Raw genomic sequence first — 25,337 nt, 5'->3', positions numbered from 1 at the left:
GATACGATAATGGTTAATTCTTCATGGGAATTCTTGAATAGATTTAACATACCAGATGAATAATACAACTGTTCCACGTGGAACATAATAGAAAAAGAAAATGTTTTCAAAATACGATTTGATTGTTGTTGGCGCTGGACATGCAGGATGCGAAGCTGCTGCCGCTGCCGCCAACCTGGGCTCATCAGTTTTATTAATCACAATGAATATGGGTACCATAGCCCAGATGAGTTGTAACCCAGCAATGGGTGGGGTAGCGAAAGGACAGATTGTTCGCGAGGTAGATGCAATGGGTGGCTATTCAGGAATTATATCTGATAAATCAACCATTCAATTCAGAATGTTAAACAAGTCAAAAGGTCCGGCAATGTGGAGCCCAAGAGCACAAATTGACAGGATGCGCTTTGCAGAAGAATGGCGTTTAGCTTTAGAAAGAACGCCTAATGTAGATCTATGGCAAGATAGTGTTGTTGGTTTACTAGTTAAAGATAATACCGTCTACGGCGTAAAAACATCATTAGGAATAGAAATTGAAAGTACAGCAGTAGTGCTCACAAATGGAACCTTCCTAAATGGTGTGATGCATATAGGCGAAAAGAAGTTTGGTGGAGGCAGAACGGCAGAAAGAGCATCAACTGGCATTACAGAACAATTGGTGGAACTAGGCATGGAGGCCGGTAGAATGAAAACAGGTACGCCTCCACGAGTGGACGGAAGAAGTTTAGACTATACAAAAATGGAAGAGCAATGGGGAGATGAAAACCCCAGTAAATTTTCTTTCACAGATACCGAGGTTTCAACAGACCAACGTTGCTGTTGGATTACTTATACTAACGGAGATGTACATGAAACACTTAAAGAAGGCTTCGAAAAATCACCAATGTTTACAGGCAGGATTAAAGGTTTAGGCCCAAGATATTGTCCTTCCATTGAAGACAAAATTAACCGTTTTGCTGAACGCGACAGGCACCAAATTTTTGTAGAGCCTGAAGGATTGAACACTTGTGAAATTTACGTGAATGGTTTTTCAACTTCTCTTCCAGAAGATGTACAGCAAAGAGCTCTTCGATTGATTCCAGGTTTTGAGAATGCAAAAATGTTCAGACCTGGCTATGCTATCGAGTACGATTTCTTCCCCCCTACTCAATTATCACTTACCCTGGAAACTAAATTAATAAATAATTTATTTTTAGCAGGTCAGATTAATGGAACCACAGGTTATGAAGAAGCAGCTTGCCAGGGTTTCATGGCCGGTATCAATGCGCATCAAAAAATTAATGACAAACACGAGCTGATTATGAAAAGATCAGACAGTTATATAGGTGTTTTGATTGATGATTTAGTAACCAAAGGAACTGACGAACCTTATCGAATGTTTACCTCCAGAGCAGAACATCGTTTATTGTTGAGACAGGATAATGCAGACATTCGCTTATCTCCTATCGGACATGAATTAGGTTTGATATCTGATGAACGCTTAGAAAAGGTTAAACATAAAGTTGAAGCAGCAGAAGCTTTAGTTAAATTTACCAGAAGTCAAGGAATAGAAATGGCTGATGCTAATCCTATGTTAGAAAGCTTAGGTTCGAGTATCTTAAATCAAAATGTAAAACTTCATAGTTTAGCTGGTCGTCCACATGTGGGTTTACAAGATCTTATAAAAGTAAGTAAACCATTGGCTAAAGCCACCAAAGATTTAGATAATGAAACCATAGAACAAGCAGAAATCAAAATTAAATATGAGAGTTATTTTGAAAAAGAAAATGAGATAGTAGCTAAAATGTTGAAAATGGAAGACAAGGAAATCAAACCTGATTTCGACTACAATAAAATTGTTTCCATCTCAAAAGAAGCCCGTGAAAAGTTATTCAAAATAAAACCACGCACATTAGGCCAGGCATCAAGAATTTCCGGTGTATCACCATCAGATATTTCAGTTTTAATGGTCTACATTGGTAAGTAATTGATTATCAATAATTTAAGTAAAAATATATCTGCTTAAAATAAAGCGATATAAAAGCGTAAAAACTTTTTTTAATATCAGATTTCCAAAAACATCAAAAATTCGTCATAACGTTTAAAATATGCCAAATTTAAAAGCTCAGTATTTTAACAAAAAAATTTTAGCAGTTGTTATTATCTCTATCCTATTTATGGGTTGTGCAAGTATGCAAACACCACAGGGTGGACCGAAAGATTCTACTCCACCTAAAATTTTAAATATGACGCCAAAAAATCAAACTCGTAATTTTAATGCAAAAAAAATTACAATTGAGTTTGATGAATATTTTAAGCTTGTGGATGAATCAAAAGAATTTAGTATTTCACCAGAGCAGGAACGAGCGCCTATTTTAAAAATTCGTTCCAAGCGGCTAGAAATTGAACTTCAGGATACATTAGAGAAAAATACAACCTACACCCTAAATTTTGGAAAGGCAGTGGCCGATATCAATGAGAGCAATGTGGTCAAAAATTTATCTTATGTATTTTCTACAGGAAATGAAATTGATTCCTTATCTGTGAGTGGAAATGTAAAAAGCTCGCTAAACGATGAATTTGAGAAAGACGTGACTGTTTTCATCTTACCATTAGCACGTGACACACTTTTTGGAAAGAAAAGGCCATCAATATATACCTTGACTGATAGTTCTGGAAATTATAAGCTTAACAATCTAAGAGCTGGTCAATATAAAATTTATGCTCTTAAAGAAGGTAGTGGTGGTGGAGATAAAATATATCAACAGGTATCTGATGAAGTTGGCTTTTTGAAAGATCCAATCACGATTGATAAGAACCTGGATAATATCAATATGCAGGTGTTCAAAGAGCTGGCGACAGATTTTCGTGTTACAGATCGTAAACTTGCTAATGATGGCATCATTACCATTACAACAAACAAACAACTTAAAGAACCGAAAATCACTATTACGGATCCTCCGAAAGTAGATGTAGGTAAGTTTGTTCACTTTAATAAAACTAACGATACCGCCAAAGTATGGCTTACTGATTTAAGCTTCGACTCTGTTAAGGTAGCCATTCAAGATGAAGGCAAGGTTTTACAAACCCTTAATTTTAGCAAAGGAAAAAAGGATAATTACGTTCGCGATGTAAATATTAATGATAACGCAAGTGGTGGTAAACTTAATCCCTACCAAACCTACACCTTAACTTTTCCTTTCCCAATAACAGCAGCAGATGCTTCTAAGATTACTTTATTAGAGGATTCTGTTAAAAGAACAACCTTTCAACTGATAAAAGATAGTACTGATTTCTTGAAATACTACATCAGGTATCCATGGAAACAAAAACGAACCTATGATATAAAATATGCTGCAGGAGCTTTCACAGCAATTTTCAATGCTAAAAATAAGGAAATCAATAAAACCTTTAAGCTGGATCCAACAGATAATTATACCACATTAATATATAATGTAACTGTACCAGATTCAAGTAAAAACTATATTGTTCAATTTTTGACAGAGAAAAAGGATCTAATCAAATCATTTCCGATAAAAGGAAATACGAAGCTTCGTTTCGCAAATTATCCCGCCGGAAAATACATGATTAGAGTAATTTATGACGAAAACAGAAACGCAATCTGGGATACTGGAAATGTAAAAGCAGGTACTCAACCGGAGAAAGTATGGTACCTTAAAGCACTTTTGGATCTTAAACCGAATTGGGAAAGAGAAGATCCCTTAGCTATCCCAGCCCCACCGAAAGATTAATTATGGATTTGTAAACCAGCTGGAATACATAATATAATTATCTGGTAACTTATTTAATAAAGCCCTTTGCTCATCAGTAATGGGCTTTATTTTTTTTGCTGGGGTGCCGGCGTACAAATAACCTGTTTCACAAACCATGTTCTCTAACACTACTGATCCAGCAGCGATGATACAATACTCTTCAATAACGGCATGATCCATTACAATTGCACCCATACCTACCAAAACATGATCTTGAACTGTACAACCATGAACAATTGCATTGTGACCGACAGATACTCTATTTCCAATGTTTGTTGAGGCTTTTAAATACGTAGCATGAATTACAGCGCCATCCTGGATATTGGATTCATTTCCAATTGTAATAGCGTTTACATCGCCTCTAATCACCGCATTAAACCAAACCGAACAATTATTCCCTATAGTAACATCGCCCACAATTGTAGCGTTTTCAGCGATGAAGTTATCTTTTCCTATTTCAGGATATTTGTTTTTTACTGGAAGTATTAGTGCCATAGCTATATTTTCACATACTCCTGAATCTAAATCAGGTTTTTAGGGTAATCGTTTATCTCTTTTCTATATACTGAAATAAGTTCAGAAAAAACACAGCATCAGTTTAAAAAACAGTATCAATTAGTTCTTTAGCGTGATCAGGGTAATCAGTCGTAAAATGCAAACCTCTACTCTCTTTACGCTTCATGGCCGATTTTATGACCAAATAAGCAGTCTGAATTACATTCCTCAGTTCGCAAAGCTTCACCGAAACCTTGTTCTTTTTATAGAACTCCTCTGTTTCCTGATAAATTAAAAACAGTCTTCGGTGCGCCCTTTCTAAACGAAAATCAGAACGAACTATACCAACATAATCGCCCATCACTTTCTGCAATTCTCTTAAATTGTGGGTAACCAGAACGTCTTCATTGCTTTGCGTAACCCCTTGCGAATCCCATTCTGGAATATTTTCTGGAATCACATTATTTTTGAAGTTCTCAACAGCATCCTGATAAATGCGATGTGCAAAAACAGTAGCCTCAAGTAAAGAGTTAGAAGCCAAGCGGTTAGCACCATGCAAACCAGTTGAAGAAACCTCACCACAGGCATAAAGGTTTTTGATAGAAGATCTTCCGTATTCATCAACTAAAATTCCTCCGCACATATAATGGGATGCCGGCGTAACTGGTATATAATCCTTCGTCATATCAATACCAATAGATAAACATTTAGCATATATATTGGGAAAGTGTTTTAGAATATCAGCCTTCTTACGCATCGTGATGTCTAGATAAACAAACTCATCACCCGATTTTTTCATTTCATTATCAACTGCCCGAGCAACAATATCACGGGGCGCTAATGATTTACGCTCATCGTATTCATGCATAAACTCTTCACCATTTTTACGGCGAAGAACACCACCAAAACCACGAACAGCTTCAGAAATTAGGAAAGAAGGATACTCTCCGGGATGGTATAAAGCGGTGGGGTGAAACTGAATAAACTCCATATTCCTTACCTTTCCCTTTGCCCGGTAAACCATCGCCATACCATCACCTGTAGCAATTACCGGGTTTGTTGTGGCAGAATATACATGTCCGGCACCGCCCGAAGCCATAACCGTAACGTTTGCCACAATCTTTTCCACATCGTTAAGCTCTGTGTTAAAGGCATATATCCCATAACAGTTAATATCTTCAGTACGTTTATCAACAAACTCACCCAGGTGATGCTGAGTGATTAACTCCAGTGCAAAGTAATGTGTTAATATCTCTATGTTCGGATTCTCATGAATTTCCTTCAGGAGTACCCGCTCAATTTCATATCCGGTGATGTCTTTATAGTGTAGAACACGGTGTTCGGAGTGCCCGCCCTCTTTGGCTAAATCATAGAAGCCAGAGTTATCTTTATCGAAATTTATACCATAGTCAATAATCTCCTGAATGCGTTGAGGTCCCTCTTTTACAACGATTTCCACAATTTTTTCATCGCATAAACCGTCGCCGGCAATTAAGGTATCATGTATATGTTTCTCGAAAGAATCGTCTTTATCAACAACAACTGCGACACCACCTTGCGCATATTTTGTATTCGATTCATCTTCATTTGATTTAGTAACAATTAAAACCTTACCAAATTTGGCCGCCTTAAGTGCAAAACTTAAACCCGCTATCCCTGAACCAATTACCAGAAAATCTACTTTTCTCATCTAAAAAACATTTACTTTATCAACGCTGTTGATAACTATAGAACAACTGTTAGCTTTATGTAGAAATAAGACTAACAAATAAATTTGAATGTTTAAAGCTACTCTAAAAAGACAATTTGCCACAATCTTTTACTCAATTTTTAAGCACCTTTGTACGAGTAATTAACTTTTCACACACTTATAAACAATTAACATTCCAATATGGAGAAAAATTAACCAGTTTTTCGATAGTGCTGAAAATCAATCTTATCATATTACAAAAATGTAATCTAAATGTTAGTAAACGATTAACAACTTACATTAAAGAACGTTTTTAATAAACTTACCAACGTTACCAACACACTAATAAACAAACAAGATTTATTTATTTAAAATAACTTATTAATTATTGAGACGTGGAAAGCTTTATCTTTGACCAACGTCAAAATTCAAAAAAGGAAAATTTAAAAATGAACATAGATGTCTTAGAAGAAATAAACAAAAAAGGTTACGTAGAAGAAGAAATTGACCCTACACTTGACCTCTTTGTTGAAATCGAAAAACTGAAGAAGGAAAAGAATGCAATTATACTAGCACATTATTACCAAGAACCTGATATACAAGATATTGCAGATTATATTGGTGATAGTTTAGGCTTATCTCAGGAAGCAGCAAAAACTGATGCTGAGGTAATTGTTTTTGCAGGAGTACACTTTATGGCCGAAACTGCCAAGATTTTATCTCCAACAAAAAAAGTTCTATTACCAGATGTAAAAGCAGGCTGTTCTTTGGCTGATAGCTGTCCACCACATTTGTTTAGAAAATTTAAGGAAAAATATCCCGATCATTTGGTCATCACTTATGTGAATTGCACAGCTGAGTTGAAAGCCTTAAGCGATATTGTTTGTACTTCTACAAATGCTGTTCAAATTGTAGAAAGTTTGCCAAAAGATCAAAAAATAATTTTTGGTCCGGATAGGAATTTAGGCGCCTGGGTTGCCAAAAAGACTGGTAGAGATTTAGTGCTTTGGAATGGCGCCTGCATGGTACATGAGATTTTTTCGAAAGAAAAAATTACGAAGCTTAAAGAACGCCATCCTAACGCCAGGTTTATTGCACATCCGGAATGTGAAGAAGCCGTTTTACAAATGGCCGATTATATTGGTTCTACCACAGGGCTTTTGAAGTATGCCATCTCCAATCCAGCAACAGAATTCATTGTAGCTACAGAAAGTGGAATTATCCACCAAATGGAAAAAGCTTGCCCAGATAAAACATTTATTCCAGCGCCACCTAATAATAGTTGCGCTTGCAATGATTGTCCTTACATGAAGAGAAATACTTTAGAAAAACTATATTTATGTCTCAAAAATAGTTCCCCAGAAGTAACTGTTCCAGAGCATATTATCGAGCAGGCACGTAAACCTATTCAAAGAATGTTAGATATTTCTGCAGAACTGGGGCTCTAGAAAAATTGTCATGATGAGGTACGAAGCAATCTATTTTTTTTTGAGATTGCTTCGTACCTCGCAATGACAGATAAATGATCAGAATGAGAACAACTAATATCTTAAAAAATTACTCAGGCTTGCTTTGGCTACTCGCAGGGATTACTGCTGGAAGCATTATTGGGCTAATTTTTGGACAAAAGGTTGAAAGTATAAAACCCCTGGGTGATATATTTTTAAATTTGTTGTTTACTGCCGTTATTCCATTGGTGTTTTTTGCAGTGTCTTCGGCCATTGCAAACATAGATCGAACAAAAAAGTTGGGGAAACTACTAACCATTATGGTATTGGTTTTTTTATCGACTATCCTTATTGCAGCAATTCTAACCTTGGCTGCCACATGGGTTTTTCCTATTCACCAGGCGTTGGGCAATAATCCAATTCCAACTGAACCCAAAAAAATTCAATCGTTCGGAGAGCAAATGACACAGCTCTTAACCGTTGGAGAATTTTACGAGATTGGCAGTAGAAAAAATATGCTGGCGCTCATTATTTTCTCCGTTCTAGTAGGATTTTCTACCTTATACTCGGGAAAAGAAGGTGATGGATTTAAGAACTTTTTGGTGTCGGGTAATGAAGTGATGAAAAAACTCATCATCTTAATTATGAAACTTGGACCGATAGGGTTAGGTGCCTATTTTGCTTATCAGGTTGGTGTTTTCGGGCCGCAACTTTTTGGTACTTATGCCAAAGCATTGGGGTTATACTATGGAGTCGGGGCATTCTATTTCATTGTATTTTTTACATTATATGCTTTTATTGCGGGTGGTTTTAAAGCAATAAAAGTATTCTGGAAAAATAACATTGTACCGTCCTTAACTTCTATTGGAACCTGCAGCAGCATAGCAACAATTCCTGCGAATTTAGCGGGAACAAATAAAATGGGTGTTCCGGCTTACATTACCAATGTGACTATTCCATTAGGTTCAACATTACACAAGGATGGCTCGAGCATTAGTTCTATAATTAAAATAGCAGTAGTATTTGCTATTTTTGGAAAGGATTTGGTTCATGTAGATACCATCATTTTGGCATTGGGTATTACCGTTTTAGTGAGTATTGTAGAAGGTGGAATTCCCAATGGGGGTTATATTGGAGAGTTATTAATGATTTCAGCTTATCAATTGCCACCAGAAGCTTTACCTCCGGCGATGATTATAGGAACTTTGGTAGATCCAATGGCGACACTTCTAAATGCTACTGGAGATAATGTCGCGGCAATGCTGATTGCAAGGTTTACTGAAGGCAAAAATTGGATGGAGAGTAAGGGTTTGACATCCTGAGCATGCTGTCATCCTGACGAATGAAGAATTTGTTTGCTAAGAAGCACTGATTTGAAGTTAGGCAAATGGATCTTCTCTATACCTGGCATGACAAATTATTTTAAAAATAAAAAATAGGGGTTTTTGCCCTTTAGAAATGTATAATTATTAATAAAAGACCCTTAAGGGGTTTCGGATGGATATGTTTGAAAATAAAGAGCGTACAGATATTAACGAATTAGGTGAGTTTGGTTTAATCAAACACTTAACAACCAATTTTAAAATTAGAAACGATTACTCGGTAAAAGGTGTTGGTGATGATGCTGCTGTTTTGGATGCTAAAGGCAAACAAATATTGGTTTCTACTGATTTACTTTTGGAGGGGATCCATTTCGATTTGGCTTATGTGCCTTTGATGCATTTGGGTTATAAAGCAGTTCAGGTTAATTTGAGTGATATTTACGCCATGAATGGCAAAGCAAGTCAGATTACCGTTTCATTAGGATTGTCAAGCAAATTTCCGCTGGAAGCTGTAGAAGAAATTTATAAAGGAATTGAATTGGCTTGCAACAAGTTTAATATCGACCTGATTGGTGGGGATACTTCATCAAGCAAACAAGGTTTGGTGATTAGCATTACGAGTATTGGTTATGCTGATGCAGATAAAGTTACTTATAGAAATGGCGCTCAGGAAAATGATTTACTTTGTGTTTCAGGCGATTTGGGTGGCGCTTATGTTGGTCTTCAGATCTTAGAAAGAGAGAAGCTGATTTATTTGGAGAATCCACAAATTCAACCGGATTTGGAAGGAAAAGATTATATCATCGAACGACAATTGAAGCCTGAAGCACGCATGGATATTGTGGCACTTTTGGAAGATATGGATATTAAACCTACATCAATGATCGATGTTTCGGACGGATTGGCTTCTGAAATTCTTCATCTTGCTGAACAATCTGATAAGGGTGTTACCATTTATGAGGAGAAAATTCCATTAGATCCAATGACTTATGAAACAGCTCGTGAATTAGGTATCGACCCTACAGTTTGTGCCTTAAGTGGTGGTGAAGATTATGAGTTATTGTTTACAATCAGCCAGGAAGATTATAAGAAACTAAAACACGACGTAGATATTACCGTTATTGGTCACGTTACTGACAAAAATTCTGGATGTAAAATGGTTTCAAAATCAAACAATGTTCATGAATTGAAAGCACAAGGTTGGAACGCTTTTAATAAATAAAATATTGAAATCAACCATCCTAACCGTAGCAATATTTATAATTGTTTCAAGCTGCTATGGACGGGAAGCAACTTCATCAAAAAAGTTCGAAGATATTGCTCTAGTCAATAAAATAGACTTCTTCGATAGTAAATTCAATCAAATGAAATTAGGTTGCGGATTTTTACTGAAATTTAATCAAGATACCTTCGCAGTTACAGCAAAACATTTAATCAAATTCATAAAGTCTGATGAAATGGAAGGCGTCTCATTAGATAATGGAATCAAAAACTGGATGCTATTTAATTTAAACAAACCATCAGAAAATGTTGTGGTTGATAAATTATTGAATGAAAACAAGAACGAATAAATAGCTGAAAGAGCATTTTATGAAGATGACTTGTTAGTAATTAAGCAAAACAAAACACAAGTTACAGCCCTTGAAATTAGAGATACACCACTTAATGAGGGAGAAAAACTTTACGTTGTGTGTTGGACTAGAAAAATTGAAAGTGGTTTGCAGCGAGTTTATGAATTCGAATATTTTAAAACAGTCGGCAAACGAATTTTATTAAAAGACGTTATTGTTCCAGATCAATTTGGCGGTTTGAGTGGGGCACCTGTTATTGATGAAAATGCAAAGGTTGTTGGGATTGTATCTGGTAGAACAGCTGACGCAGATTCTAAAAAAACTTATTTTTCCCCAAGTTCTATCATTGAATTAAAGTCATTTTTAGATAAATTGGAGATTAATAAATAATTGAAATATTATCCTATCGATTGATATCACACCACCGATAAGCCTACTCCTCATCCAAATACTTAATATCGATCTGTTTATTATTTTTCACTTTGGCACCTAATTTTTTAAGGTTCTCAATTTTAGAAATCATATTTCCTGAACCCTCCTTTAATTTATTAAAAGCGCCATCATAAGCCTTTTGTGTCGATCCGATATGTCTTCCAATATCTTCCATATCCTTAAGAAAGCCAACAAATTTTTCGTAAAGAAAGCCCGCTTGCTCAGCGATTTCAAATACATTTCGGTTTTGCCTTTCCTGTTTCCACATACTGGCAATGGTGCGCAAAGTGGCCAACAAAGTTGATGGACTTACGATAACCACTCGCCTATCCCAGGCAAAATTAAACAGCTCTGCATCTTTTTGTACGGCAATACTAAATGATGATTCTATCGGCACAAACAATAAAACGAAGTCTGGAGAATTGATCTTATATAAATCCTGATAGTTTTTTGCCGATAATTCCTGAATATGATTTTTTATGGAGGTCAAATGCGCTTTTACATAGCCTTCACGCTCTTCTTCTGTTTCTGCCGATATGGAGCGCTCATAAGCTACCAAACTTACCTTAGCGTCGACTACAAGATGTTTATCATCTGGTAAATCAATTACCACATCTGGCTGAAATCGACCGCCTTCGGCGGATACTAGCGAGGCCTGAATGCGATATTCCTGATCTCTAACCAAACCAGAACGCTCCAAAACCTTTTCTAAAATAACTTCCCCCCAATTTCCCTGTTTTTTACTGTCACCTTTTAACGCCTTTGTAAGGTTGTTAGCATCTTCCTGAATCATTTTACTTTGGATCTGTAATTCAGAAATTACTCCTTTCAAAATATTCCGTTCATCAGATTCTGCCTTGTAAACCTTTTCTACTTTATCCTCAAAAGCCTTGATATTCTCTTTTAAAGGATTTAAAATCAAATCGAGGTTTGTTCTGTTCTGTTCTACAAACCGAGAAGATTTTTCCTCTAAAATTTTATTCGCAATCAATTCAAAATCTTTATTTAATTTTTCCTGAGATTGTTCGTAGCTTAATTTCTGTTCGGCTAATTTTTCCTTTTCTGCAAGATAAAAAGAGCGTGTACTTTCCAATTCACGATTGGCATCAGCCAGGCGATCGCGTTCAGCCTGAAGCTCGTCTATTAAACGTTGTTGCTCTTGTTGCAGCAATATCGTGATGTGCTCTTTTTCCGTAGATAAGTTAGCAACCCTTTCCTCAACTCTCGCCAGTGCAATTTTTAGCGAATCGTTTTCCGCTTTGGTTTTCTCAAAATCTTCTATCGAAATTAATGCAACAGATGGTTGCGGCTTTTTAAAGAAAAGTAATACCAAAACCAATAAAATAATAACGAGAAGGCCAATTGCAGCATATTCCATCAAGATAAAAATTTTAGTAAAAATCGGTATTAAAAAGAGATTTACCAAAATAATTTGCTTTTTCTAGCCGCTAAAGTTTTGGTCAGACATTGTTAGAAAGAACTAGTAATCTATCTTATCTGTGAATGTGCGGCTCACTTTTTCTTAAAGATAGCTGCTATTGCAATTTATTCTACCCATCTGCAAATCAAATTTCTTATCATTGAACTTTAAATACATTCAATGAACGAATTAACAATTCTCATCTCCTGCCCCGATCAAGTTGGTTTGGTAGCCAATATTACTCGTGTTTTAGCCAGTCAACAGCTCAATATTGTTGCGATGAGGGAATTTGTGGATGCAGCCAATAAAGCTTTTTTTACCCGAATAGCATGTACCGGAAGCATCGATAACAAGAATCAACTGGAGCAAAAACTATTGGAAACGTTGCCCAACGATGCCGAAGTAAATGTGATTGCCCAGCAAGAAAAGCAGATTGCTGTTTTGGTGACAAAGGAATACCATTGTCTGGCCGAAATCCTGATCAAAAATCAGTTTAAAACACTCGGAGCTAATGTTAAATGTGTCATCGGCAACTATGAATCGCTTCGCGATTTTAGTGAAAAATTAGGTATTCCATATTTCTTTGTGGATCATCTTGGAAAAGAGAAGGCACAATTTGAAGCAGAAATAAAAGAGGTTTTAAATCAATTTGATTTAGATTATCTGGTTTTAGCCAAATTTATGCGAATTCTTTCTGCCGATTTTGTTAAGGACTATGCCGGCAAAGTGATTAACATACATCATTCATTTTTACCCGCTTTTATTGGTGCGAATCCCTATCGGCAAGCCTTTGAGCGAGGCGTGAAAATTATTGGTGCAACCGCTCATTTCGTAACTGATAACCTTGACGAAGGACCAATTATTACACAGCACACTACCCATATCGACCATAACTTTGGCGTAAAAGAAATGGTGCGGGCCGGAAAAGAAATAGAGAAAAAAGTGCTATTGGAAGCGCTTGAGTTTATTTTTGAGGATCGTGTTTTTGTAAGTGGCAATAAAACTGTTATCTTTAAATAACACACAAAATTCCTATTATGAAACTATTATTGTGCCTCCTTATGCTCTGTTCTTTTGGAGCAAAGGCTCAAACTGATCTCAAATTCGATAAGTTTTTGGTTGATTGTGAAGACAAATGGATCGCTATCCAAATTGACTCTTTGCAATATTATTACGGTTATGTTTATATGGATAATTCAGCTGGATTAACATTCAGTCTCGATGGTGCATTTTCCATTAATTTTGCATCCAATTACGTAAAAATGAAAGTTAATAAGCTTAAAGTTAGGATAGCACCAAATAAGGTGATGGCAGCAGAAATTCCAAAAGATAGATATAAAGAATTGGCAATTATACCGGTACCGGATTGGTTGAAGTTTTATAGAACCGACGATCAAAATATAGATCGCTTATTTAGATGGGGACATACATACAACAAGTGGGGCAATGCAGAAAAAGCTTTGAAATTTCTAAAAATGGTAAAAAGCAAAGATAAAAAGTACCCGGGTTTAGATAGAGAATTCTACTATGCTTATAATGGCAAAAAACGTGAACTCCTGGCTAGTTTTTATCTAGGCGAAGCCCTTGCAGATGTATCTGAAGCCAGACAAACCAATTGTGAATTATATAAATCTTTAGTATTTAAACAAACCAATGCAAACGAATTAAAACAGGCTGAAGAAATGTATTACTATGCGATAAAGGAATGTACAGACGAAACGGCGAAGGCGGATATGGCCTATAATATTGCTTTTAAATACTATAAACTTTTAAATAAGAAAAAGCTCCAGCAGTGGAAAAATGAAGTTTTTAGATGGATTGTTCCGAATGACAGTTATGCGGAAAGAGTAGAAAAAATGACTAGCTCCTTAAATTAAATTCCGGATTGAAGCAGCAGTTCTGCTACATCCTCTCCGGTTTGCGATCCGATGGCGATGCCCATCCCGTTACACCTTGTTGCATAGAAAATATTTTCGGTTTCCTGTTTAATTAATGGTTCAAGCTGTTCGCCAAATGCCATTACCCCGCTCCACCTTAAATCTATTTCAAAATGTTGGTATGGTAAAATAACGGTTTTTAGCAATTCTTCCAAAGCGTTTTGAACAACCTTCGTTTCGCCAAATGCCGTGGTTTCTTCCGTCTTGAAGTCTATATTTCTTCCACCACCCAGCAAAACACGATCGCCAATATTTCTGAAATAATAGTATCCCTTATCATAATGAAAAGTTCCATTTATTTTTAGGCCTACAATAGGTTTAGTTACTAAAACCTGTCCGCGTCCGGGTAATAAATCAACCGTTGGTATTAATGATTTGATAAATGCGTTGGTGGCAACAATCAGCTTTTTACAAAAGAAACTACCATGAGGCGTAATAAGAATATTACCATTGCTTTCTTGTTGAATAGCATTTACACTGCAATTATTAAAAATCATAATACCCAAAGCCTGTGCATATTTTATTAAGCCAACCATCATCTTGCCGGTATCAATTTGAGCTTCATATCGGTTTGTTATGAGGTTACTTATTCCTTCAAGGCCAAATACATCGATTTTATTATTGTTTAAGGAAAATGCGTTCTTTCCTACAATGTCACCAATCAAAATGTTAAAATGTTCAATTTTTGATACACAGCTATTGATCAATTGGTGATCAGTACTTTTAAATAATTCGAAGCCGCCCAATGGCCTGTAATCAATTACATTATCACCTAATAACGAACGCATATTCAGCAATCCCTTCCAACGTTTTTCTATAATTCTATGTAGGCCTTCGGCAGTACTTGTTTTTTCTTGTTCAATCAGTTCGGAAACGCTTCCAAAACATGCAAAACCAGCGTTTTTAGTACTGGCACCAGATGGTAGAAATCCACGCTCTAAAACGGCAATATTCAAATTTGGAGATGATTTTTTTAGGTGAATGGCTGCATTTAAGCCAACGATTCCGCTACCAATTATAATTGCATCATAGTTAAAAAAGCTGCTTTGCTCCCAATAAGAAAAGTTATCTGCCATACCATAAATGTACTATAAAATGTATTGCAAATATTATGGGAACGCTTTTTGATATACTGCAAATTGAAAAACATACAGAAAAGAAATGGGAGTTTATTTAGTAATAATCATCCCGGTATTATTGCTGAGCATGTTTGTACAGTGGCGTTTCAGAAACAAGTTTTCTCGATATGCAGAAATGCAACTTAGCTCAGGTTTATCGGGCAAAGAGGTAGCAGAAAGAATGCTACATGATAACGGAATATACGATGTGAAAGTGATGAGCACAGAAGGACAATTAACAGATCATTACAATCCAACAGATAGAACCGTAAATTTAAGTACAGATGTATATTATAGTAGAAGTGTAGCAGCGGCGGCAGTGGCTGCGCATGAATGCGGGCATGCGGTACAACATGCAAAATCGTACTCATGGCTTAATCTTCGAAGCACGATGGTGCCTGTAGTAAGCATTTCATCAAATCTGCTGCAGTGGGTTTTACTCATTGGAGTGATGTTATTGGTTTTCGCAGTGACGCCGATTGTTTTAGCTATTGGTGTAGTCGGACTAGCTTTGGTTACCATCTTTAGCATCATCACGTTACCAGTAGAATTTGATGCTAGCAACAGAGCATTGGCCTGGTTAAAAAATAACCCGGGTGTAATGCAAACGCAAGAAGAAAATAGCCAGGCTAAAGATGCACTTTGGTGGGCTGCAATGACCTATGTAGTAGCTGCAGTTGGTGCATTGGCAAACTTGCTTTACTACGCATCAATGCTATTTGGAAGAGGCAGAGATTAAAATACTTACTTAAGAAAAACAACAAAGCGGTTCAGAATTTTCCTGACCGCTTTTTTTTTAAAATGAGTGTGAAGATTGAAGTCGAAGATTAATTTCCCGCAGATTAAAATAGCCAAGAACAGAAGATATTTTTATAGAGGTTATCAATCAAACCGTAAAATCATTTTAAATCTGCGATATTTATTTGCGTGATCAGCGGGGAAAATGATTACCTTCTTGGCACCTAAAAAATTAAGCGATTAATTTAATTTATATGGTGCCACCAATTGAAACTGGGGAATATCAACCTCAAATTCAGCTTCATCCATTAAACGTTTCATTAAATAAGCACCTCTCATACTGCCCATGTCAGTTTTAAGATTACAACCAGAAACATAAACATGTGTTTCACCAGGTTGGATAATGGGTTGTAAACCTACAACACCTTCGCCTTCAACTTCTCTGCGGCTACTGTTAGAATCAAAAATAAACCATTGACGGCGCATCAACTGCACAGCATAATCAGAAAGATTAGAAATCTCTACGCGATAAGCAAACATAAAATGCTCATTAACCGGATTTGAATATTCTGGCTGGTAAACAGTTTCAACTGAAACTTTAACCCCATCTGTAATTGCAGTAACCATGATCGTGACGAATGTATAAAAATCAATTCAAAAATCAAGCCATTACTTTTGTAGCTTCGTAGCTGGCAAATTTTTCTGACACTTCTTCCAAAATGCTATAAATATTATTGATATCTGGCTCTGCTACTAAACGCATTCTGTAGGGCTTAAAATCTGGTAGGCCTTTAAAGTAGTTGGCGTAATGTCTCCGCATCTCGAAAATACCAGTTTTAGGTCCCTTCCATTCCAACGATTTATCCAAATGGGTGCGGCAAACGTTTATGCGCTCTTCAATAGTTGGTCCGGGTAAATGTTCTCCGGTTTTAAAGAAGTGCTTCACCTCTCTAAAAATCCAAGGGTAGCCTATTGCCGCTCGTCCGATCATAATGCCATCAACTTCATATTCCATGCGCCAGTTGGCAGCTTTTTCCGGACTATCAACGTCGCCATTTCCAAAAATGGGGATTTTAATACGGGGATTGCGCTTAATTTCTCGAATTAAACTCCAATCAGCTTCACCTTTATATAATTGCGCCCTTGTTCTGCCGTGAATTGTTAAGGCTTGAATGCCAACATCTTGAAGTCTTTCTGCTACTTCATAAACGTTTTTACTATCATCATCCCAACCTAGGCGGGTTTTTACTGTTACGGGCAAATGTGAAGCTTTAACAACTGCTTCTGTCATTTTTACCATTTTATCAATATCGCGAAGTAAACTAGAACCCGCACCTTTACAAACTACATTTTTTACCGGGCAGCCGTAGTTAATATCAACTAAATCTGGTCCGGCAGCAGATGCAATTTCAGATGCTTCACGCATATGCTCGATATCTCCACCAAAAATTTGGATGCCTATCGGTCTTTCGTATTCAAAAATGTCTAGCTTTTGAAGACTTTTTGCTGCGTCGCGAATCAACCCTTCAGACGAAATAAACTCGGTGTACATCAAATCAGCACCATTCTGCTTACAAACGTAACGGAACGGCGGATCGCTCACATCTTCCATCGGGGCAAGCAACAATGGGAACTCACCTAAATCTATATTTCCTATCTTTACAGACATTCTTTATCTTCAAACAATTTATAAAACACACAAAGGTACAAATAATGATTTTTGTAAAACCTAACAAGGAGGAAATCAATCCTTTCTTACAACTACTTTTACTTTTATTTTACGCTTTGCTCGGTGGTTTTGTGTTCGGTCTTTTGGCTATCGTAATTATTTTAATAATTAATGGTTTAGGGATGGTTAGCAATTTGGAGCTACTTTTAACAGGCAACCCTAAATTTATTACCGAATTTAAAATTATCCAGATTCTAAGTTCTATAGGCACATTTATTTTACCTCCTATCGCCTTGGCGCTTACTGAAGGCAAAAAAGTTACTCAGTTCTACAGCTTTAAAAAGCCTCAAACTTTATTAATTTTTCTGGTTTTAATGATTATGATCGTGAGCATGCCTTTTATGGAGTGGACGGTACTGATTAACCAGAAGATGGTATTGCCAGATTATTTGAAGGCTGTAGAGCAATGGATGAAAGAAAAAGAGGATGCGGCAATGAAAATTACCATTCAGCTCATTACGGTTCGCAGCAACTTCGATTTTATTATAAACTTGATTATGATTGCCGTTTTACCAGCAATTGGCGAAGAGCTTATGTTTCGTGGTGGTGTGCAACGGTCGCTAACAAAAGCCTTCAATAGCCCTCATTTAGCAATCTGGCTTACTGCCATTATATTCAGTGCCATCCACGTTCAGTTTTACGGCTTTATACCACGTATGCTTTTAGGCGCTGGTTTTGGTTATTTATATTTTTATAGCGGAAGCCTTTGGTACGCCATGTTGGCTCATTTTATTAATAATGCTTACGCCGTTTGTGCGGCGTTCTACATGCAAAAACATAATATGCCTCTAAATAAAGCAGATGAGCCGATTGGTTTTCCATGGTATGGCTATTTAATTAGTGCAATAATTACCATAGCTTTGTTTAAATTTTTTAAAGATAGCGCAGAACGTGAGCGAAAATTGGATTAAAGTATACACCACCAGCAACCCATTTGCTGCAGAGGTTTTAAAGCAGGGTTTAACAGAAGCTGGAATTCCTGCGGTTACTATGAATAAGCAATTATCGGCTTACAACATTGGCGAAATAAATGTTTTGGTTAATAAATCGGATTTCGATAAAGCCATAGAATACATTGTAGAAAATGAAATTGAATAATAGGTTTTCGATTTTCCAGACTTCATTTTCCCACTTACCTTTTTCAATATGAAAACCAGGGCAATAACCGCTTTCTTTTTTACCATTGTGATGCTGGGCTCCATTTTTTTGGGGAGCTACGCTTTTACTATATTTTATCTCGTATTAAGCATTTTATCGCTTTTTGAGTTTTACAAATTGATCAAAAATTCAGGCATCCGGCCTCACCGTAACATAGGTTTGGTAGCCGGGGCACTTATCTTTTTGATGGCTGCCGGCTTGCATTATTTGCAGTATGATGTTAAATATCTACTGCTTTGTATCCCCTTAATTTTTTCGGTTTTTATTACCGAGTTATATAAGAAAAACAAAATTCCTTTTGCCAACATTTCCTATACATTTGTCGGCTTTGTGTATGTAACTATTCCATTTTGCTTTTTCCATGCCTTAGGTTTTTTAAGAGACTGGAACGAATATAACTTCCATTTACCGCTTGCTTTTTTATTGATGCTTTGGGCAAATGATACGGGCGCTTATCTTTTTGGCGTAAAGTATGGCAAGCGTAAACTTTTTGAGCGCCACTCGCCAAAGAAAAGTTGGGAAGGCTTTTTTGGAGGGATGTTCACCAGCGTTTTGGTTTCATTTGGATTATCGTTTCTTTTTAAGGAAAACCAAGCCTGGGTTTGGGCCGGAATGGCGGTGCTTATTGCCTGTTTTGGCACATTAGGCGACTTGGTAGAGTCGATGTTGAAACGTAGTTTGGATACAAAAGACAGTGGCGGCCTATTGCCTGGGCACGGTGGCCTACTCGACCGTTTTGATGGTTTGTTGCTGGCAGCTCCCGTTGTTTACGCTTACCTGTACCTAATTTTGTCATAGGTATTTTCGGTAATTAACCGGCTGCAAAATAGAATTCGATCAAATAAAGTTCAAATCTTTTTGTAGCGCAGAGCCTGTACACATCACTCAATTATTTCCCGTGTTACGCTTATACGCTTCGCATCGTCGGTACCCTCCTTGCTGCAGGGTATCGCTTCACCCGGGGCTAGTTGGCCAAAAATGGTGCTGTTATTTAATGTTGTGTCGTCAGTAATAAACTATCCGATACCACAATCCTGCTTATTCAAGAGAACTTACTCTTCCGTTATTCGTAGCGTGTTCTATTTGCTTGCCGAAACCACATAATAATCTCGTTCTACCATAAACCCCAAACTACTTTTAATTTGCTCTGTTTTTTTAATCGATACGCCAATGTTAAATCCAGCTTCTTGCAACAAAGCAATAATCGCATCCAAATCGTACAGGATAAAACCATATTTAGTAAAAGGGAGTTTTTCCATGAAACTTTTATCAGCGAAACACAAAACAAAACTTCCGCCAGGTTTTAATACACGCTTTATATCCAACAGGTATGCGGCAGGATTTTCCCAAAAATAAATAGTGTTTACCGAAAAAATTTTGTCGAACTGGGCGTCTGAAAAGGGTAAACTAATGCCGTTTGTTAATTTAAAATCTACCTGACCAATAAAATCCGTATTGATTCTCTTAGCTTCAGTAATGATGGTTTCCGAAATGTCGGCACCAACATATTTTAAATCCAGTGCTTTACTCAGTAAATTTGCAATGTGCCCTCCATTTCCATGGCCGATTTCCAATACGGTTTCTTCGTCGCATAGATTTAAAGCATCAATAGCAGAATTAGTCATTTCGATATTGCTCACATTCATCATTTCGCCGGTTTTTATACCGTGTTCACCTTCAGGCTGACGCAATTGCCTTGCGATATTTCGTAGTTCTTCTTCAGAAGGTTGATGTGACATAAATCAAAGCTAAAATGATTGACCTGAAATAAATGCTAATAATTATTTGATCACCTGAATTGGCTTTTTATTTTCATCGATGGCAACAAAAGTAAAATCGCCATGAACCGCAAGTGCCCTGCCTTCGGCATACATTTGCTCTATGTAAATTTCTACATTAACCTTTAAACTGGTATTGCCCACATGGCTTACTTTACCAATCAGTTCCACAATAGTTCCTGCTGGAATGGGTTTTTTAAAATCAATTCTATCGGTGCTAACGGTTACCATAATTTGCCTGCTAAAACGCGTAGCTGTAATAAAAGCCACTTCATCCATCATGTGCATGGCGGTTCCGCCGAATAAAGTATCGTAATGGTTGGTAGTATTTGGAAAAACAGCTTTAAAAATACTGGTTGTCGAATTCTGAATTCTCTCGTCTAAGGTCATGATGATGATTTAGTCGGCAAATTTAGTTAAGCATGTTCGAAAAGCCTAGCTTGTAACAAATTTAGAGCATGCAAAAAATCGATAAGTTTCTACATTATATTTGATCATCCAACAAACAACCTTAACTATGACTAAATTTTACTTTAAAAAGTTCTGTTTTGCCTTTTTGATATTGAGCAGCAGTGCCATGGCGCAAGATGTTCCTACACCAAAATCTCACTTTGGCTTCACCATCGGCGATGATTATCAACTGGCCAATTACACGCAAACGGAAGCTTATTTCAAAAAGCTTGCAGAAACATCCAAGCGGGTGAAACTTGTAGATATTGGTAAAACTGAGGAGGGAAGATCGCAATACATGTTAATTGTTTCGTCGCCTGCTAACCTTGAAAAACTAGCCAGGTACAAAGAAATTTCGCAGCAATTGGCACATGCAGAGCTTTCGCCTACGCAAGCAAAAGCTTTGTCGCAAGAAGGTAAAGCAGTAGTTTGGATTGATGGTGGATTACACGCCAATGAAACCGTAGGCGCACACCAGTTAATCCAGACTGCCTATGAATTTGCTTCGAAAACAGATCCGGAAACGATGAAGATTTTGGATAACGTGATCATTTTATTTACCCACGCCAATCCAGATGGGCAAGAGTTGGTGGCTAATTGGTATATGCGGGAGAAGGACCCTAAAAAACGAGTGCTTTCGGGTTGGCCAACCTTATATGAAAAGTACGCCGGGCATGATAACAACCGCGACTTTTTTATGTTGAACCTGAAAGAAACACAAAACATGGGTCGCCAGCTTTTTGTAGAGTGGATTCCTCAAATCATGTACAACCACCATCAGGCTGGTCCGGCAGGAACGGTGGTTGCAGGCCCGCCTTATCGCGATCCGTTTAACTACGTTTTCGATCCTACACTATTAACGAGTTTAGATGCTGTTGGTGCCGCAATGCACACCAGATTGAATGTTGAGGCAAAGCCAGGATATACGCAAAGAGGCGGTTCGGTATTTTCTACCTGGTACAATGGCGGATTAAGAACTACCACCTATTTTCACAATATGATTGGTCTACTTACGGAAATTGTAGGTAGCCCTACACCATCAGAAATTCCGCTTGTACCATCGCGGTTGTTGCCAAATAGCGATTCACCAAATCCCGTTACGCCACGCAAATGGTATTTCAAAAATTCGATCGATTACTCCGTATCCTTAAATTATGCGGTGTTGAACTACGCACAGCGCCATGCTGATGAGTTGTTGTTTAACATTTATCAAATGGGAAAAAACTCCATTGATAGAGGCAAAAAAGATACCTGGTCTTTCTCTCCAAAGAAAATTGAAGCCATTAACGCAGCTGCGCAAAAAGGAGGCTCAGGTGCTGCTGATATGGGTGATAGTGAGTTTGGCGCCAGAAGGGCAATGAATGTTAAGTATTTTGATACGGTGATGAATGCTCCGGTAAATCGAGATCCCCGTGGTTATATTTTATCGGCAGATCAGCCGGATTTCAATTCTGCCATCAAGTTTTTAAATGCATTGATTAGGACAGGAATAGTGGTGAATAAGGCTACCTCCGCGTTTACGGTAGCAGGAAAAAAATATCCGGCAGGAAGTTATGTGGTTAAGACGGATCAAGCATTCCGTCCGCACGTTTTGGATATGTTCGAGGCACAAGATCACCCGAATGACTTTAAATACGAAGGCGGTGCACCTATTCCTCCTTACGATGCTGCGGGCTGGACTTTGGCTTATTTAATGGATGTGAAATTTGACCGCATTCAAGATGATTTCACCGGACCGTTTGAGAAAAATCCTTATGGCAACTTATTGGCTTCAGAGAATAAAATTGTAGGTTCTAATTATGTTTTAAGTGCCGCACAGAACGATTCTTATACAGCAGTTAACGATTTGTTGAAGAACAGGGTAGAAGTTTACCGATCGAATGAGAACGGTGATTTTTATGTTCCTGCTGCCGGCAAATCAGTGCTAGAAAAAGCCAATGTTAAATTAAAAACGGGTGCGGCTCCTAAAGATAAATCTAAAGTGTCTGCTGCGAGAATCGCCCTTTGGGATACTTACGGTGGGTCAATGGCTTCTGGCTGGATGCGTTTTATTATGGAGCAGTATCATTATGATGCTAAAGTTATTTATCCTCAAGATATTGATGCTGGGAATTTAAAGTCGAAATACGATGTGATTATTTTTGTTGGTGGTGCCATTCCTGCTGTTCAGGCTGGTGGGTTTAGCTCAAGAAACTTTGGACCAAAAGCCGAAGATATTCCCGAAGAGTTTAGAAACCGATTGGGTAGAATATCAGCAGATAAATCCATTCCACAGTTGAAGAAATTTTTAGAAGATGGAGGAAACATTGTAACGATTGGCAGCAGTACAAATTTAGCTTATCACTTAAAACTTCCTGTACGCAATGCGATGATGGAAATTGTAAACGGAGAGGAAAAAAGATTACCTGCAGAAAAATATTATGTGCCTGGTAGTGTTTTAAATGTTGCTGTTGATACTAAGCAACCGGCGGTTTGGGGAATGGAAAAGAAAGCTGATATTTACTTTGATAACAGTCCTGTTTTTAAATTAACCGGCGATGCAATTACTGCAGGAAAAATTAAACCTTTAATGTGGTTTGAATCTGCTACGCCTTTACGCAGCGGGTGGGCATGGGGACAAGCTTATTTGCAAGATGGTGTAACTGCTTTCGAAGCAAATGTTGGCAAAGGTAAATTATACGCTTTTGGGCCAGAGATTGCCTTTAGGGCGCAAACCCACGGAACTTTTAAAATGATATTTAACCAATTGTATAAATAAAAATAAACGGAAGCTAACTTAAAAGTTGGCTTCCGTTTGCTAAAGTTTATTTAGAGTATGGAAAATTTCTCGACACTTTTCTCATCATTCGTTCTACCAGTACATCGGTAGAAGACATTACGTTATCATCCATAGTTTTAAAAAAACGCCAAAGCAAATCGCCAGATGCGCCACTATTTAATGTTAGTGTTAAGGATCCAGTTCCGGTTTTACCCCCAAGGCCACCAAATAACACTGCTGATGCTATTGCGCCTGCCTCACTTTTGGTTTGTTCCGTTTCAAATTTTCCTCCTAAAACGGCATCAACTCCTAAAATTTTAGCAATTTCATCTTTAGTAGTTTCATCCAGCTTATCTGCAACACCCGCTTTTTTCAGGAGAATATTTGTTTTATCTGGGTCTTGAAATTCAACCGTATAATCTGTTGATTTTCGCAACAAGAATGTGTACATGCTGGATTGGATAGATTTAGACATAGTTTTTTCCTGATCGCGATTTGCTTCGGCACTAAAGCCTTTTGGCTGTTTCTTGTAAGAAATTTTAGTACTAAAAGGTAAAATGGCCACCAGTTTGTGTGTAGCCTTTTCTGTGTTAAGTTTTGGGCTTTCAAAAACTTGCTTTGAACCTTCAAATTGAGCCTTCGCAGTAAAGCAGGCGCTCGAAACCAAGAGCATTAAAATTAATTTTTTCATTGTGAAATATTTATTTGGTAACTCAAACATATAAAATTTTATACAATCTTTACGGTTAATATAGTTTGATCTTTTTACTTTAGAACAACGATCCTTTGCCATTTAGGATTTATTTTTACATCATGAAAGTCGAAATCTGGTCGGATGTGATGTGTCCGTTTTGCTATATTGGTAAGCGTCATTTTGAACAAGCAATTGAAAAACTGCCTTTTAAAGAAGAAATTGAGGTAAATTGGAAAAGCTATCAGCTTAACCCCGATTACCATAATACCAATAATGAGACCATTTACGGTTATCTGAGCCGAAGCAAAGGCATGCCTATTGAACAAGCCAAACAAATGACGCAACAAGTGGTAGATATGGCCTCAAATGCTGGTTTAAAAATCGATTTCGACACCAACATCCCTGCAAATACTTTTAATGCACACCGTTTAATCCATTTAGCTGCGGAGCATAATTTACAAGATTTAGCAAAAGAAAAGCTTTTTGAAGCACATTTCGTAAACAGCCGCAATATTGGTGATAATGACGTTTTGATTGATCTTGCTGTAGAAATTGGTTTAAATCGAGTAGAGGCTGAAGAAGTTTTAAGCGGAGATCAATTTGCTGAGGCAGTTCGTTATGACATTTACGAAAGTCAGAATTTAGGGATTAGAGGCGTTCCCTATTTTGTAATGGATAGAAAGTACGGCATTTCTGGGGCACAACCTGTACAAGCTTTTACTGATGCGTTAACACAAAGCTTTACAGAGTGGAAAGAAAACCAGCCAAAATCAACTTTAACTTCGTTAAATAAAAATGATGATGCCATTTGCGATGAAAATGGTTGTGAGATTTAATCTGTTTCCGGCAG

General features: G+C 37.3%; 24 protein-coding genes. 15 read left to right on the top strand and 9 right to left on the bottom strand.

Going from position 1 to position 25,337, the window contains the following annotated elements; all coding sequences use genetic code 11:
- The first annotated feature begins 100 nt into the window (after positions 1–100).
- Both mnmG and ASE92_RS13370 read left to right on the top strand, forming a co-directional pair.
- Complete coding sequence (gene mnmG / locus ASE92_RS13375) at positions 101–1,963, top strand: tRNA uridine-5-carboxymethylaminomethyl(34) synthesis enzyme MnmG (RefSeq protein ID WP_056850613.1); 1,863 nt, start codon at positions 101–103, stop codon at positions 1,961–1,963.
- Positions 1,964–2,084: 121 nt separating this feature from the next.
- Positions 2,085–3,728, top strand: coding sequence for an Ig-like domain-containing protein (locus tag ASE92_RS13370; protein ID WP_056850612.1), 1,644 nt, complete (start codon positions 2,085–2,087; stop codon positions 3,726–3,728).
- Here ASE92_RS13370 and ASE92_RS13365 read toward each other — a convergent pair whose 3' ends face one another.
- A complete protein-coding gene (locus tag ASE92_RS13365; RefSeq protein ID WP_056850611.1) occupies positions 3,729–4,244 on the bottom strand; it encodes a gamma carbonic anhydrase family protein in 516 nt (171 codons plus the stop codon). It abuts the gene before it with no gap.
- Positions 4,245–4,347: 103 nt separating this feature from the next.
- The gene (gene nadB / locus ASE92_RS13360; protein WP_056850610.1) at positions 4,348–5,934 is read right to left on the bottom strand and encodes an L-aspartate oxidase; all 1,587 of its coding nucleotides are present in this window, start codon (positions 5,932–5,934) and stop codon (positions 4,348–4,350) included.
- 407 nt (positions 5,935–6,341) lie between these two features.
- Between nadB and nadA the strand changes: the two genes are divergently transcribed.
- From nadA to ASE92_RS13335, 5 genes are all read left to right on the top strand, one after another.
- Positions 6,342–7,382: a quinolinate synthase NadA gene (gene nadA / locus ASE92_RS13355; RefSeq protein ID WP_369817424.1), complete on the top strand. Its 1,041-nt coding sequence runs from the start codon at positions 6,342–6,344 to the stop codon at positions 7,380–7,382.
- A gap of 83 nt (positions 7,383–7,465) precedes the next feature.
- Positions 7,466–8,704 (top strand): dicarboxylate/amino acid:cation symporter, encoded by a 1,239-nt coding sequence (locus ASE92_RS13350; RefSeq protein WP_200926421.1) that lies wholly within the window; start codon positions 7,466–7,468, stop codon positions 8,702–8,704.
- A gap of 181 nt (positions 8,705–8,885) precedes the next feature.
- A complete protein-coding gene (gene thiL, locus ASE92_RS13345) occupies positions 8,886–9,926 on the top strand; it encodes a thiamine-phosphate kinase (RefSeq protein WP_056850893.1) in 1,041 nt (346 codons plus the stop codon).
- A gap of 4 nt (positions 9,927–9,930) precedes the next feature.
- Positions 9,931–10,275, top strand: coding sequence for a hypothetical protein (locus ASE92_RS13340; protein ID WP_056850609.1), 345 nt, complete (start codon positions 9,931–9,933; stop codon positions 10,273–10,275).
- Positions 10,276–10,305: 30 nt separating this feature from the next.
- On the top strand, positions 10,306–10,665 hold the full coding sequence (locus ASE92_RS13335) for a hypothetical protein (protein WP_056850608.1): 360 nt from the start codon (positions 10,306–10,308) through the stop codon (positions 10,663–10,665).
- Between the two features lie 43 nt (positions 10,666–10,708).
- Here ASE92_RS13335 and ASE92_RS13330 read toward each other — a convergent pair whose 3' ends face one another.
- Positions 10,709–12,085: a DNA recombination protein RmuC gene (locus ASE92_RS13330; protein ID WP_056850607.1), complete on the bottom strand. Its 1,377-nt coding sequence runs from the start codon at positions 12,083–12,085 to the stop codon at positions 10,709–10,711.
- A gap of 222 nt (positions 12,086–12,307) precedes the next feature.
- Between ASE92_RS13330 and purU the strand changes: the two genes are divergently transcribed.
- Both purU and ASE92_RS13320 read left to right on the top strand, forming a co-directional pair.
- The gene (purU, locus tag ASE92_RS13325) at positions 12,308–13,147 is read left to right on the top strand and encodes a formyltetrahydrofolate deformylase (protein WP_056850606.1); all 840 of its coding nucleotides are present in this window, start codon (positions 12,308–12,310) and stop codon (positions 13,145–13,147) included.
- Positions 13,148–13,164: 17 nt separating this feature from the next.
- Positions 13,165–14,004, top strand: a complete 840-nt coding sequence (locus tag ASE92_RS13320) for a hypothetical protein (protein ID WP_157255748.1) — start codon at positions 13,165–13,167, stop codon at positions 14,002–14,004.
- Here the strand turns inward: ASE92_RS13320 and ASE92_RS13315 are convergent.
- A complete protein-coding gene (locus ASE92_RS13315) occupies positions 14,001–15,140 on the bottom strand; it encodes an FAD-binding oxidoreductase (RefSeq protein ID WP_056850604.1) in 1,140 nt (379 codons plus the stop codon). The two genes, ASE92_RS13320 and ASE92_RS13315, sit on opposite strands and share 4 nt — an antisense overlap.
- An 85-nt stretch (positions 15,141–15,225) precedes the next feature.
- On the opposite strand from ASE92_RS13315, the gene ASE92_RS13310 reads away from it, so the two are divergent.
- On the top strand, positions 15,226–15,921 hold the full coding sequence (locus tag ASE92_RS13310) for a zinc metallopeptidase (RefSeq protein ID WP_056850603.1): 696 nt from the start codon (positions 15,226–15,228) through the stop codon (positions 15,919–15,921).
- Positions 15,922–16,160: 239 nt separating this feature from the next.
- Here the strand turns inward: ASE92_RS13310 and apaG are convergent, their stop codons facing one another.
- Positions 16,161–16,547 carry a Co2+/Mg2+ efflux protein ApaG gene (gene apaG, locus ASE92_RS13305; protein ID WP_056850602.1) on the bottom strand — a complete coding sequence of 129 codons (387 nt, stop codon included), beginning with the start codon at positions 16,545–16,547 and terminating at the stop codon, positions 16,161–16,163.
- 34 nt (positions 16,548–16,581) lie between these two features.
- Positions 16,582–17,589 (bottom strand): tRNA dihydrouridine synthase DusB, encoded by a 1,008-nt coding sequence (gene dusB, locus ASE92_RS13300; protein WP_056850601.1) that lies wholly within the window; start codon positions 17,587–17,589, stop codon positions 16,582–16,584.
- A 44-nt stretch (positions 17,590–17,633) separates the two neighbouring features.
- Here dusB and ASE92_RS13295 point away from each other — a divergent pair, with 44 nt between their 5' ends.
- Genes ASE92_RS13295 through ASE92_RS13285 form a run of 3 tightly spaced genes read left to right on the top strand, consistent with a single transcriptional unit; the run spans position 17,634 to position 19,605 of the window.
- A complete protein-coding gene (locus ASE92_RS13295) occupies positions 17,634–18,560 on the top strand; it encodes a CPBP family intramembrane glutamic endopeptidase (protein ID WP_056850600.1) in 927 nt (308 codons plus the stop codon).
- Positions 18,541–18,747 (top strand): DUF2007 domain-containing protein, encoded by a 207-nt coding sequence (locus tag ASE92_RS13290; RefSeq protein ID WP_056850599.1) that lies wholly within the window; start codon positions 18,541–18,543, stop codon positions 18,745–18,747. Before ASE92_RS13295 ends, ASE92_RS13290 begins: the two co-directional genes overlap by 20 nt.
- 48 nt (positions 18,748–18,795) lie before the next feature.
- Positions 18,796–19,605: a phosphatidate cytidylyltransferase gene (locus ASE92_RS13285; protein WP_056850598.1), complete on the top strand. Its 810-nt coding sequence runs from the start codon at positions 18,796–18,798 to the stop codon at positions 19,603–19,605.
- Between the two features lie 281 nt (positions 19,606–19,886).
- On the opposite strand, the gene ASE92_RS13280 is transcribed toward ASE92_RS13285, so the two are convergent.
- Positions 19,887–20,546, bottom strand: a complete 660-nt coding sequence (locus ASE92_RS13280; RefSeq protein ID WP_056850597.1) for a class I SAM-dependent methyltransferase — start codon at positions 20,544–20,546, stop codon at positions 19,887–19,889.
- A 42-nt stretch (positions 20,547–20,588) separates the two neighbouring features.
- Positions 20,589–20,975, bottom strand: a complete 387-nt coding sequence (locus ASE92_RS13275) for an acyl-CoA thioesterase (RefSeq protein ID WP_056850596.1) — start codon at positions 20,973–20,975, stop codon at positions 20,589–20,591.
- Between the two features lie 127 nt (positions 20,976–21,102).
- On the opposite strand from ASE92_RS13275, the gene ASE92_RS13270 reads away from it, so the two are divergent.
- Positions 21,103–23,793: a M14 metallopeptidase family protein gene (locus ASE92_RS13270; protein WP_056850595.1), complete on the top strand. Its 2,691-nt coding sequence runs from the start codon at positions 21,103–21,105 to the stop codon at positions 23,791–23,793.
- Between the two features lie 46 nt (positions 23,794–23,839).
- On the opposite strand, the gene ASE92_RS13265 is transcribed toward ASE92_RS13270, so the two are convergent.
- On the bottom strand, positions 23,840–24,484 hold the full coding sequence (locus ASE92_RS13265) for a hypothetical protein (protein WP_056850594.1): 645 nt from the start codon (positions 24,482–24,484) through the stop codon (positions 23,840–23,842).
- 122 nt (positions 24,485–24,606) lie between these two features.
- Between ASE92_RS13265 and ASE92_RS13260 the strand changes: the two genes are divergently transcribed.
- Positions 24,607–25,323 (top strand): DsbA family oxidoreductase, encoded by a 717-nt coding sequence (locus ASE92_RS13260; RefSeq protein ID WP_056850593.1) that lies wholly within the window; start codon positions 24,607–24,609, stop codon positions 25,321–25,323.
- Positions 25,324–25,337: the final 14 nt, after the last annotated feature.

It is taken from the genome of Pedobacter sp. Leaf41 (assembly GCF_001422545.1).
Classification (GTDB): domain Bacteria; phylum Bacteroidota; class Bacteroidia; order Sphingobacteriales; family Sphingobacteriaceae; genus Pedobacter.
Note: the sequence above shows the minus strand (reverse complement) of the source record. Positions and strands in the feature narration are given on the sequence as shown.

What these genes read in the sequence shown, in the direction of transcription:
- ASE92_RS13315 (WP_056850604.1), bottom strand. Translation starts at nt 15,140, where the DNA reads ATGGCAGATAACTTTTCTTATTGGGAGCAAAGCAGCTTTTTTAACTAT.
- ASE92_RS13320 (WP_157255748.1), top strand. Translation starts at nt 13,165, where the DNA reads ATGAAACTATTATTGTGCCTCCTTATGCTCTGTTCTTTTGGAGCAAAG.
- ASE92_RS13370 (WP_056850612.1), top strand. Translation starts at nt 2,085, where the DNA reads ATGCCAAATTTAAAAGCTCAGTATTTTAACAAAAAAATTTTAGCAGTT.
- ASE92_RS13275 (WP_056850596.1), bottom strand. Translation starts at nt 20,975, where the DNA reads ATGACCTTAGACGAGAGAATTCAGAATTCGACAACCAGTATTTTTAAA.
- thiL (WP_056850893.1), top strand. Translation starts at nt 8,886, where the DNA reads ATGTTTGAAAATAAAGAGCGTACAGATATTAACGAATTAGGTGAGTTT.
- mnmG (WP_056850613.1), top strand. Translation starts at nt 101, where the DNA reads ATGTTTTCAAAATACGATTTGATTGTTGTTGGCGCTGGACATGCAGGA.
- ASE92_RS13310 (WP_056850603.1), top strand. Translation starts at nt 15,226, where the DNA reads ATGGGAGTTTATTTAGTAATAATCATCCCGGTATTATTGCTGAGCATG.
- nadB (WP_056850610.1), bottom strand. Translation starts at nt 5,934, where the DNA reads ATGAGAAAAGTAGATTTTCTGGTAATTGGTTCAGGGATAGCGGGTTTA.
- ASE92_RS13265 (WP_056850594.1), bottom strand. Translation starts at nt 24,484, where the DNA reads ATGAAAAAATTAATTTTAATGCTCTTGGTTTCGAGCGCCTGCTTTACT.
- apaG (WP_056850602.1), bottom strand. Translation starts at nt 16,547, where the DNA reads ATGGTTACTGCAATTACAGATGGGGTTAAAGTTTCAGTTGAAACTGTT.
- ASE92_RS13330 (WP_056850607.1), bottom strand. Translation starts at nt 12,085, where the DNA reads ATGGAATATGCTGCAATTGGCCTTCTCGTTATTATTTTATTGGTTTTG.
- ASE92_RS13350 (WP_200926421.1), top strand. Translation starts at nt 7,466, where the DNA reads ATGAGAACAACTAATATCTTAAAAAATTACTCAGGCTTGCTTTGGCTA.
- purU (WP_056850606.1), top strand. Translation starts at nt 12,308, where the DNA reads ATGAACGAATTAACAATTCTCATCTCCTGCCCCGATCAAGTTGGTTTG.
- ASE92_RS13280 (WP_056850597.1), bottom strand. Translation starts at nt 20,546, where the DNA reads ATGTCACATCAACCTTCTGAAGAAGAACTACGAAATATCGCAAGGCAA.
- ASE92_RS13285 (WP_056850598.1), top strand. Translation starts at nt 18,796, where the DNA reads ATGAAAACCAGGGCAATAACCGCTTTCTTTTTTACCATTGTGATGCTG.
- ASE92_RS13270 (WP_056850595.1), top strand. Translation starts at nt 21,103, where the DNA reads ATGACTAAATTTTACTTTAAAAAGTTCTGTTTTGCCTTTTTGATATTG.
- ASE92_RS13295 (WP_056850600.1), top strand. Translation starts at nt 17,634, where the DNA reads ATGATTTTTGTAAAACCTAACAAGGAGGAAATCAATCCTTTCTTACAA.
- dusB (WP_056850601.1), bottom strand. Translation starts at nt 17,589, where the DNA reads ATGTCTGTAAAGATAGGAAATATAGATTTAGGTGAGTTCCCATTGTTG.
- ASE92_RS13260 (WP_056850593.1), top strand. Translation starts at nt 24,607, where the DNA reads ATGAAAGTCGAAATCTGGTCGGATGTGATGTGTCCGTTTTGCTATATT.
- ASE92_RS13365 (WP_056850611.1), bottom strand. Translation starts at nt 4,244, where the DNA reads ATGGCACTAATACTTCCAGTAAAAAACAAATATCCTGAAATAGGAAAA.